Below are 8,955 nucleotides of genomic sequence, written 5' to 3'. Positions count from 1 at the left end.
GGTCACGGTGATCAACACCGAAACCGTCACCCCGAGGCCGCTGACCAGCGCAAACGACGCGCCGACAGGACACCCCAACTGGGGAATTTCAGAGAGCAGGACTGGCCCTATTCAGAGAGCACCATCAACACGACCAGGCACCTGATCGTCCTCCGGCACGCGAAATCCGCCTGGCCCGACGATGTACCCGACCACGAACGCCCCCTCGGCCCAAGAGGTCTCCGGGACGCGCCCGTGCTCGGCCGCTGGCTCAGTGACCACGGCTACCTCCCCGACCACGTCGTCTGCTCGACCGCCCGCCGGACCAAGGACACCTGGCACCGAGCAGCCCAAGAACTCCCGAAGCAATCCGCCGTCGAGTACGACGACGAGCTTTACGGCGCCGGTCCCGAAGAGTTCCTCGACGCCGTCAGGCGCGTGCCCGACACCGTGACCACCCTCGCCCTCGTCGGGCACGAACCCGGCGTCAGCGAGCTGACCCTGCAGCTCGCCGGCCACGGGGATGACACTCGGCAGGTTCAGACCAAGTTCCCCACGGGCGCCGCGGCCGTGCTCGCCACCGGTGACACCTGGACCGACCTGCGGGCCGGCCGGCTCGTCGCCTTCTTCCGTCCGCGCGACTGACTTCGGCAAGGGCATTGCCGAAGATGCGTTCACATGCGTACGCTCCATTCACTCACAGGTCTGGTGTTCATATTTGTGAATGGAGCGGACATGGTTCTCCGCCACACCGTCGTGGCCGCGCTCGCCGTAGCGGGCATCGTCACTTCGACAGCGACGTCCGCCGAGGCGGCGCCGGCGCCACACGGCTGCACCGTCCCGGTCATCGGGGCGATCTGCCCGCCGCAAACCACCGTCCTCGACGGGAACCAGTTGCTGCGCACCAAGTTCGCCGCACTGGTCGGTGAACGCACCGCCAAAACCGCGTTGAACAACCTGCTCACCCAAGCAAAAACGGACCTGAAGACCGGGCCGTGGAGCGTCACCACCAAGAAACAAGTCCCGCCCAGCGGGGACAAGCACGACTACCTCAGCCTCGCGCCCTACTGGTGGCCGACCACCGAGCCGACCGCCGAAAACCCCTGGGGCTGCCCGTTCGTCCAGAAGGACGGCCAGCGCAACCCCATCGTCGACGAGATCACCGACCACGCCTATCGCGGCGAGGCCTTCACCGCGATCTACCGGCTCGCACTCGCCTGGTACTACACCGGCGACGCGCGGTACGCCCAGCGCGCGGCCCTCGACCTGCGCACGTGGTTCCTCGACGCGGCCACCAAGATGAACCCGAACATGAACTACGCCCAGGGCATCCCGTGCAAAGTGGACGGTCGTGGCATCGGCATCATCGAGTTCTCCTACACGCTGACCGAAGTCGTCGACGCCACCGCGATCCTCGCCACCGGCGCGCCCGGCTGGACGAAGACCGACCAGGCCGGCATGACCGGCTGGTACACGCAGTTCCTCGACTGGTTGCGCACCAGCAAGAACGGCACCGACGAAGCCAAGGCGCAGAACAACCACGGCAGCTTCTACGACATGATGGCCGCGTCGCTCGCCCTCGGCACCGGGCAGCGGGACCTCGCGAAGAAGATCGCCCAGGACGCCGGGCCGAACCGGATCGCGCCGCAGATCAACGCCGATGGCTACCAGCCGCAGGAGGCGAGCCGCACCCGCAGCTGGCACTACTCGAACTTCAACCTCGTCGCGCTGACCCGGCTCGCGCAGATCGGCAAGCACGTCGGCGTCGATCTTTGGCACTACACCGCGCCCAGTGGCGCGAGCCTCTTCAAGGCCGTCGACTTCCTGATCCCGGGCGCGACGCAGGGGCAGTGGTCCTACCCGGAACTCGACTTCCGCCAGTACGCCGCGCTGGACGTCCTGCACGCGGCGGCCGACGCCGGTGACAAAGCCGCGCGGAAAGCACTGCCGCTGGTGCCGGTCGAACCGGGCGGGGACCTTTACCCGGTCCGGCCGGCGGCCGAACAGCTTGACGACATTTCGACGTCCTGATCGCGAAAGGGCCCGGCTGAGCAGCCGGGCCCTTTCCGTGAATCAGACGCCCGCCACCTGCGAAATCCAGCTGCGGTACCGCGTGATGTTCGTGTACGCCGTGTTGTTCGACCGGTCGCTCGTCGACGCGACGCCGACCTGACGGCCGGAAGCGAACATCGGGCCACCGGAGTCGCCGCCGGCGGTGATGCCGTTGACACGGTTCGCGCACACCGCGACGCCGCCGGTGTAGTCGCTGCAGCTGATCGAGTTCACCCGCACCGTCGCGACCTTCAGGTACCGCGACTGGCAGTTGATCTCGGAGCCGCACTGGCTGGTCGCGCCCCAGCCGTAGACCGAGACGTTCTGGCCGACCGAGACGTCGCCGACGCTGCCGAGCGGCGAGTAGGTGGCGTTCACCGACGTCGTGAGCTTGACGATCGCCAGGTCGGCGCTGCCGTTGTAACGGGTGATCGTCGACCCGGTGGCCATCGTCCCGCCACTGGACTGGTCGAGGCTGCCGATCCGGAACGTGTACGTGCCGGCGCTGCTCACGCAGTGCTTCGCCGTGAGGATGTACTGCGGCGCGATGATCGTCGCGGTGCAGTTCTGCTGGCCGTTGACGAACAGCCGCGCCGCCCAGGGGCCGCTCGAGGCGGTGCTGCCGCCGATGATCGACGGCTGGGCCTGCGGCGTGCTCTGGGCCGTCGCGGGACCGCCGAGGCCGACCACGGCCAACGCTGTGCTGGCGGCCAGCAGGACGAACTTGCCGAATTTCACGCTCACTCCTTTTCGCGCGGAGAACCGTGCGGGGAAAGCCGGTGGGGACCGAACGAGAAGAGTGTCCGAGTTTTCGGGGAATGTCCGGAACCGACGAAAGTCCGGACGGATCCGTATTTATCTCCGCAGCAGGGGTACGTGCAGTTCCCGTACTGTTCCGCGCTCAACCCACGGGTGGAGGCCCACGCGGTCGGGGTCAATCCGGAGCTTGAAGACGTCGGCGTCGCGCCCCCCTAGCGTTTTCCGAGCGGGAACCGGAGGGGGAGACATGGCGGCGAAGGCCAGGGAACGGCTCGCGGTGGGCGTGGTGCTGGCCGTGGCGGCCGCGCTGTGGGTTTGGGCGCTGGGCAGCCGGTCACTGCAGCCGTACTACGCCGCCGCGGTGCACTCGATGTCCGGCGACGTCTCGGCGTTCTTCTTCGCGGGCTTCGACCCCGCCGGCGTCGTCACGGTCGACAAGCCGCCGCTCGCCTTCTGGACCCAGACGCTCGGGGTGACCGTCTTCGGCTTCCACCCCTGGGCGATCGCGCTGGTCCAGGCCGCCGAGGGCGTCGCGGCGGTGTTCGTGCTGCACCGCGTGGTGCGGCGCTGGGCCGGGCCGGCGACGGCGCTACTGGCCGCGGCGCTGTTCGCGCTGACGCCGATCGCCGCGGCGGTCAACCGCGACAACCTGCCGGACACGCTGCTGGTGCTCCTGCTGGTGCTCGCCGCCTACTGCGTCACCCGGGCGATCGAGAACGCGCGGTGGCTGGTGTGGGCCGGTGTGTTCGTCGGGCTCGGGTTCCTCACGAAGATGCTCGCGGCGTGGATCGTGCTGCCCGGCCTGGCGCTGGCGTACTTCGTCGCGGCGCCCGGCTCGCGCGGCCGCCGGCTCGCCTGGATCGGTGTCGCCGCCGCGGTGACGCTCGCCGTGTCGCTGTCCTGGCCGCTCGTGGTGAGCCTGTGGCCGGGGGCGAAGCCGTTCGTCGGCAGCACCACGGACGGTTCGGTGTGGCAGCTGGCGTTCGGGTACAACGGCCTGACGCGGCTCGTCGGCGGCGAGACCGGGGTCGGTGGCAGCTACGGCACGTCGGTCGGCACGGCACTCGGCGGCGACGCGGGGCCGTTGCGGCTGTTCGACGCCGAGGTCGGCGGCCAGATCGCCTGGCTTTTGCCGCTCGCGCTGGCGTCGCTGGTCGTCGCCGCATGTCGGGCTCGCGGCGCCACCGCGGGCACCAAGGCGGGCTGGGCGCTGTGGGGTGGCTGGCTGGTCGTGGGCGCCGTGGTCTTCTCGTTCGCCGGCGGCATCTTCCACGCGTACTACACCGCCGAGCTCGCTCCGGCGATCGCGGCGCTCGCTGCGGCCGGCCTGGTCACGGCGTGGGGCTGGTACCGCGCAGGGGGACGGGCCCGGTTCGTGCTGCCGGCCGCGGTGGCCGGGACGGCGTTGCTCGCGTACGTCCTGCTCGACCGGACGCCGGAGTGGGCGCCGTGGCTGCGGTACGCCGTGGTCGCGCTGGCGCTGGTCGCCGTCGTCGCCGCGCTCCTGCGGGCTTCGGGTGTGCTGGTCGTGACCGGTCTGGCGGCGATCGCGGCGGGGCCTGCGGCCTTCGTCGTCGACACGGCGGTGCGGCCGGTCAGTGTGCTGGAAACCGCCGATCCGGGTGCCGGGCCGCCGTCGACGGCCGCGTTGCGTAGCGTCGTCGGTGTCGCGACCGGCGAGGGCGCGGAGGCCGGTTACGTCCGTTTCATCGACAACGCGTACCAGCTGAGCCCCGGCCAGCGGGAGGTGCTGACGTACGCCCAAGGGCAGGCGCCATCCACGCCCGTGGTGCTGGCGGTCGAGGGCGGCACGTACGGCGCGGACCCGTTCCTGCTGAACAGCGACGCGCGGGTGGCGCCGCTCGGCGGCTACCTCGGGTTCGACCCGGCGCCGTCGGCGGCGGACCTCGCGCGGTGGGTGTCGGCCGGGAGGGTGCGGTTCGTGCTGCTGCCGCAGGTGTTCGTCGACATCGGGCGCGCGCGGACCGCCCCCGCGGTGGGGGACGCGGGCGAGCTGACCCGGCGGATCGGCTGGGAGGCCAAGCACTGCCGTCCGGTGCCGCCCGCGCGGATCGGCGCGGACGCGGCGACGGCCGGTGTGCTGTTCGACTGCGGCGTCAGGCGGTGACCTTCGCCGGCGCTGTCTTGCGGAGCCAGTAGAGCCCGATGACCGGCAGGACCAGCGGGATGAACAGGTAGCCCTCGCCGTAGACCGACCAGACGGTCGGGTGCCGGAACGCGGCCGCGTCGACCAGGCTCAGCGTGCCGATGGTCAGCACGCCCAGCAGCTCGATCGAGCAGGCGCCCAAGGCGACGCGCCACCAGGCGTCGCCGCGCTTGGCCAGCGCGATCGTCGCGACGATGTAGACGACCGCGGCGAACGCGGACAGCAGGTAGGCCAGCGGCGCCTCGTGGAACTTCGTGCCGATCTGGACGCCCGCGCGCGACGTCGCGGCCAGCGCGAAGATCGCGTACACGGCGACGAGCACCCGTCCGGGGCCGGAGGCCGTCCTACGCTGTTGCTCCACTCCACACCTCGTTCAGTCGCAGCACCATCACCGGGATGGCCAGGCAGGCGATGCCGAGCACGACGGTGCTCGACCGGCTCCGCTCGGCGAGGGCCCAGACGGCGCCGACGGGCAGCACGACCAGGCAGCCGATCAGGTAGGCCAGGTAGGTCGCCAGGCTGCCGGGCTTGGCGCCGCCGGCGAGCAGCACGATCCCGATCACCAGCTGGGCGACCAGCAGGAGCTCGACGACCGCGAGCGCGATCAGGAGCGGGTTGTCCGGCAGCCGGTTGCGGGCCGACTGGACGAAGCTCCAGAGCGCGACGAGCGTGGCCGCCCCGGCGACCGTCACGGCGAATCCGAAGACCACCCGTTCCTCCTTCCGGTCCGCCGGCCGCCAACTTACTCCGTAGTACCTGTGGGGCCGTTCGCCGCGTGCCACGGGCGTGGCGTGCGCCACCAATGGAGTCCACAGTGGACGTCGGGCGGGCCACCTGATCTGCGCGTACCCGGAAAATTGATCACCAGGTGAGCTTGATGGCATTCTGCCAATTCGGTGGTTTATTCCGCGTGACCCTTGTGTGGACCTGCGGGAATGACGTAAAAAGCTTCGTGTTACACCCCGACAGGGTGGTTGGCCGTTGGCCAAGAATCACGCTGGGTTCGACTACCGACTGGTAAGTGACCTTTTTGCCTACCTCGGATAGCCCAGTTGAACCCCCGGGTTGGCGGATAGGCGCGAGGCCGTCCGGCATGGGGGAATATTCCTCGTCCCCGGAGCCGAGGTGCCCGGGGGAACACACGGAGGGGTATCTTCGATGGACCTGCGCTACGAAGCATTTTGCTTCGCCGACCCGTTGTTCTACGACGAACAACAGGAAATCGGCGCGCGGGTCGACGATTTCGCCCAGGCCCTCCCCGCGCCGGCCGCCGGCTGGGTCACCGCCGACCGCGGCGTCTGGCGGGTGCTGCACCCCGCGGGCCGCGAACTCCCCGCCCAGGGTTGGAAAATCCACGTTTCCGCTGGTCTGGACAACGCGCGCCGCGTGCTCGTGCAGGTGCACGAGTACTGTGTCGAGCACCGGATCTCCTACAAGCACCTCCGCTCGGTGCTGACGCTGCTCGCCCGGAATTCGAAATACGCGCCGCGTGACGGCAGTGCGAAGCTGGTGACGATTTACCCGGTTGACGACAACGAGCTCGAGCGGGTTCTCGAAGACCTGTCGGCGCGCCTCGAAGGCGAGCACGGCGCATATATCCTGAGCGACCTCAGATACGGCGACGGCCCGCTCTACGTCCGTTACGGTGGATTCGCCGAGCAGTGGGTCGAGCACGACGGCAACCGCGTCCTGGCGATCCGCAAGCCGGACGGCCGGCTGGTGCCGGACAAGCGGGAACCGACGTTCTCGGTACCCGACTGGGTGAAGATTCCGGCCTGTTTGCGGAGCAGTGTCGCGGCGCGCAAGGCCGGCGATCCGGCTCAGTTCCCCTACCGGGTGACGAGCTCGCTGCACTTCTCGAACGGCGGCGGCGTCTACCTCGCCGACCCCAAAGCGGGCGGCGACCAGGTGGTCCTCAAGGAGGCCCGCCCGTACGCCGGCCTGGACAAGGCGCGGATCGACGCCGTCGAACGGCTGCGCCGCGAGCACGAGGTGCTCGACAGGCTGGCCGACGTCCCCGGCGTGCCGCGGGCCCTCGAGCGCTTCACCGTCTGGGAGCACCACTACCTGGCGATGGAGTACATGCCGGGCAACTCGCTGGGCAACTGGCTGGCCCGCAACTACCCGCTGACCAGGCGCGGCACGACCGAAGAAGACCTCGCCGAGTACGCCCGGCGCGCGCTCGACGTCGTCGCCCGGGTCGAGGAGACCGTCCAGGCGATCCACGCCCGCGGCCTCGTCTTCGGCGACCTGCACCCGCTCAACATCCTGATCGACGAAGACTCCCGCATCTCCCTGATCGACTTCGAGATGGCTTTCGACGTCGAGTCCGGCGACCGCCCGGCGCTGGGCGCGCCCGGGTTCCGCGCCCCGGCCGACCGCACCGGCTTCGAGATCGACGAGCACGCGGTCGCGGCGTTGCGGCTGTGGCTGTTCCTGCCGCTCTCGCAGCTGACGGAGCTCGCGCCGGCGAAGCTGCGCGGCATCGCCGACTTCGTCGAACGCCGGTTCGCGCTGCCCCGGGGGTACGCGGACGCCGCAGTCGCGGTGCTGGCCCCGCGTGCCGTTCCCGCGGAGCCGGCACCGGTCCACACCGAGCTCGACCAGGAGAAACCCGACTGGCCGCTGGTCCGCAAGCAGATCGCCGAGGCGATCCTGGCCAGCGCGACCCCCGAACGCCGGGACCGGCTGTTCCCCGGCGACATCGAGCAGTTCCGGGTCGGCGGCGCCTGTTTCGGCGTCGGCGCCGCGGGCGTGCTGCACGCCCTCGACGTCATCGGCGCCGGGCGGTTCCCCGAGCACGAGCGCTGGCTGATCGATTCGGTCCGCCGTGAACCGCCGACCCGGCCCGGCTTCTACGACGGCAGCTACGGCATCGCGTACGTGCTGGAGAACTTCGGTCACCACGACGAGGCGACCAAGCTGCTGGCGTCGTCCGCGCGGCTCGTCGAGCAGACGACCGACCACGCCCTGGAAGGCGGGCTGGCCGGCATCGGCCTGACGATGCTCCACTTCGCGACGGCCCGCCAGGACAACGAGTTCGGCCGCCAGGCGCTGACGACGGCCGTCCGGCTGGCCGAGGCGCTGGAGACAGCGGCGCCGCCGGGGAACTTCGCCCGCGCCGGCCTGCTGTCCGGCTGGTCCGGCCCGGCGCTGCTGTTCGTCCGGCTCTTCGAGCGCACGGGCGAGCCGGCGTGGCTGTCCTTCGCCGACCAGGCGCTGTGCCGCGACCTGGAGGAGTGCGTCGAGTCCGACGACGGCTCGCTGCAGGTCCGCGACGGCGCGGCCCGCACGCTGCCGTACGTCGGCATCGGCGGCAGCGGGATCCTGCTGGTCGCCGAGCAGCTGGCGCGGCACCGCCCGGACGCCGAAGCCTGCAAGAGCCTTCCCGGCCTGCGCGAATCGTGCCGCGGCGAGTTCGTCATCCACCCCGGCCTGCTCTTCGGCCGGTGCGGGCTGGCGGTGGCGCTGGGCATGGACCCGGACCCGACGGAGCCGATCCGCGCGGCGATCGACCTGCACCTGGCGCGGCTGGCCTGGTACGCGGTGCCGTTCAAGGGCGGCCTCGCTTTCCCGGGCAACCAGCTGCTGCGCCTCTCGATGGACGTCAAGACCGGCAGCGCGGGGATCCTCCTCGCGCTCGCCGCCCTCCTGGACGGCAAGGAGGTGCTGCCCTTCCTGGGCGGCACGCCGTCCCCACAGACCTCCGGTCGCTGACCGGCGGACCCCGAAAGAAACCGATGGAAGGAACACCAATGGAACTCGTTCTGGAGCTGCAGGCCATGGAGACCCCCGAGGTTCTCGACGGCGGCCACGGTGGCGGTGGCGGCGGCACGTCGAACCTGAGCCTGCTCGCCTCCTGCGCCGACAGCACCATCAGCCTGCTGACCTGCCACTGACCTGGCGGATCGCCGGCAAGTAGTGCCGAGGTGAACGGTGCGGGAGCGGCACAGGCCAAGTGCGCCGCTCCCGCACGTTCATTCTGGCCCGGTACCGCC

At 70.3% G+C, this 8,955-nt stretch carries 8 protein-coding genes; 5 read left to right on the top strand and 3 right to left on the bottom strand.

The features are described from left to right. Together M8542_RS22345 and M8542_RS22340 are read left to right on the top strand one after the other, a co-directional pair. Positions 1-624, top strand: a 624-nt coding sequence (locus tag M8542_RS22345) for a SixA phosphatase family protein (protein WP_257922143.1), incomplete at its 5' end; no start/stop codon positions are given. Positions 625-714: 90 nt separating this feature from the next. Further along, positions 715-2,010: an alginate lyase family protein gene (locus M8542_RS22340; protein WP_257922142.1), complete on the top strand. Its 1,296-nt coding sequence runs from the start codon at positions 715-717 to the stop codon at positions 2,008-2,010. 42 nt (positions 2,011-2,052) lie between these two features. On the opposite strand, the gene M8542_RS22335 is transcribed toward M8542_RS22340, so the two are convergent. Continuing rightward, a complete protein-coding gene (locus tag M8542_RS22335; protein ID WP_276586878.1) occupies positions 2,053-2,727 on the bottom strand; it encodes a S1 family peptidase in 675 nt (224 codons plus the stop codon). Positions 2,728-3,037: 310 nt separating this feature from the next. Between M8542_RS22335 and M8542_RS22330 the strand changes: the two genes are divergently transcribed. Further along, entirely contained in the window at positions 3,038-4,918 is a 1,881-nt protein-coding gene (locus tag M8542_RS22330; protein ID WP_257922140.1) for an ArnT family glycosyltransferase, read from the top strand. Here the strand turns inward: M8542_RS22330 and M8542_RS22325 are convergent. After that, positions 4,908-5,279 (bottom strand): hypothetical protein, encoded by a 372-nt coding sequence (locus M8542_RS22325; protein WP_257922156.1) that lies wholly within the window; start codon positions 5,277-5,279, stop codon positions 4,908-4,910. The two genes, M8542_RS22330 and M8542_RS22325, sit on opposite strands and share 11 nt — an antisense overlap. 22 nt (positions 5,280-5,301) lie before the next feature. Next, positions 5,302-5,667, bottom strand: a complete 366-nt coding sequence (locus M8542_RS22320; protein ID WP_257922139.1) for a hypothetical protein — start codon at positions 5,665-5,667, stop codon at positions 5,302-5,304. Between the two features lie 448 nt (positions 5,668-6,115). Between M8542_RS22320 and lanKC the strand changes: the two genes are divergently transcribed. Further along, complete coding sequence (gene lanKC, locus M8542_RS22315; protein ID WP_257922138.1) at positions 6,116-8,674, top strand: class III lanthionine synthetase LanKC; 2,559 nt, start codon at positions 6,116-6,118, stop codon at positions 8,672-8,674. A 38-nt stretch (positions 8,675-8,712) separates the two neighbouring features. Then, positions 8,713-8,856, top strand: coding sequence for a SapB/AmfS family lanthipeptide (locus M8542_RS22310; RefSeq protein ID WP_257922137.1), 144 nt, complete (start codon positions 8,713-8,715; stop codon positions 8,854-8,856). Positions 8,857-8,955 lie beyond the last annotated feature (99 nt).

Source organism: Amycolatopsis iheyensis, from assembly GCF_024703995.1.
Classification (GTDB): Bacteria; Actinomycetota; Actinomycetes; order Mycobacteriales; family Pseudonocardiaceae; genus Amycolatopsis; species Amycolatopsis iheyensis.
Note: the sequence above shows the minus strand (reverse complement) of the source record. Positions and strands in the feature narration are given on the sequence as shown.

Coding starts and splice junctions, on each gene's coding strand:
- M8542_RS22340 (WP_257922142.1), top strand. CDS start 715: ATGGTTCTCCGCCACACCGTCGTGGCCGCGCTCGCCGTAGCGGGCATC.
- M8542_RS22330 (WP_257922140.1), top strand. CDS start 3,038: ATGGCGGCGAAGGCCAGGGAACGGCTCGCGGTGGGCGTGGTGCTGGCC.
- lanKC (WP_257922138.1), top strand. CDS start 6,116: ATGGACCTGCGCTACGAAGCATTTTGCTTCGCCGACCCGTTGTTCTAC.
- M8542_RS22310 (WP_257922137.1), top strand. CDS start 8,713: ATGGAACTCGTTCTGGAGCTGCAGGCCATGGAGACCCCCGAGGTTCTC.